The organism is Bacteroides sp. RTP31139st1_H2_RTP31139_211217 (genome assembly GCF_040227615.1).
Classification (GTDB): Bacteria; Bacteroidota; Bacteroidia; order Bacteroidales; family Bacteroidaceae; genus Bacteroides; species Bacteroides uniformis.
On record NZ_JBCNZM010000355.1, the window covers coordinates 1 to 1,052 of the forward strand.

Sequence of the window (1,052 nt, forward strand, 5' to 3'; positions counted from 1 at the left end):
AGTCGCACGGCAGCAGCAAAACGATAATAAATGACAATCAAATAGAAAGGGATGAATAAAACTGTAAAACAGGGGTGCTAAAACAGAGCAACGGACAACCGGAACGGATTGCCCGTACTATAACATCTTTTTGATAAGGCAGGATGCGGTTCGGAACAGGCAACCTGAAAAACAATGTTTTTTGTTTGCTTATCCGCTAATCTTTCGTTATCTTTGTCAAAATGAAGACAGCAGACGGTACTTTCGGGTACGGTCATTGTCGTGACATGGAAGATTCATACTCGGCTTGGAAACAGGCAGAGATTGATATACATATTGTACGTTCACTGAACGTCTTGGAATAGAAAACTGACACTTATCAAAAAGACAAGATGTATAGCAAAATATTCATACTGTATGTTTATACAGCAGGGGCTTGCTTATCTGCCTTTTAAGTATGACAGTACCTCTATTCCGGAATAGCGTGAGTTCATGCTGTTCTTTAAGGTGCAAGGTGGACATAATTCTTAAAAATACATTGAATATGAAACAGATTACCTTGCACGTGTATCAGTCCATCGACGGTTGTCCGGCTCCTTCGGACAAGTATTTTGATGCGGCAGTGGATGCCTCCAGTTGTGTGCTGATTGACGAAGAAACTTACCTGCGTATTTATATGAACCATTTGGGTTGGCCGATTACGGCAAAAGAGACTTTGGTTGTGACGAACGGCGGCATCGACCTGACGGAGAATGAACGAGTGAAGTTCATCCAAGGAGATGCAGTGGCAGCACTGCGACAGATGAAGGAAGACGGTGACGGTATGGTGGTGGCTTACGGTGAGGAAATCGGGGCTTTACTCTTGGATAACGGACTGGCGGACGAAATCACAGTGACAACCGTTCCGGTACTAATCGGCGGTGGCGAAAAGGCATTGGAGTGCGGACTGAACGACGGCAGTGCTTGGATTGTGCGGTCAAATAATGTGCTGTTGGACGGAAAAATGAGGACGGTGTACGGGAAGGTCTAATATGACAAATAGATATTATAGCAAAAGTGCAGCAACCGATTGC

General features: G+C 44.5%; 1 protein-coding gene and 1 pseudogene. Both read left to right on the forward strand.

Going from position 1 to position 1,052, the window contains the following annotated elements:
- Positions 1-143: 143 nt before the first annotated feature.
- Positions 144-344: pseudogene (locus ABUA47_RS24900) on the forward strand (hypothetical protein).
- Between the two features lie 179 nt (positions 345-523).
- Positions 524-1,009: a dihydrofolate reductase family protein gene (locus ABUA47_RS24905; protein ID WP_009293411.1), complete on the forward strand. Its 486-nt coding sequence runs from the start codon at positions 524-526 to the stop codon at positions 1,007-1,009.
- Positions 1,010-1,052: the final 43 nt, after the last annotated feature.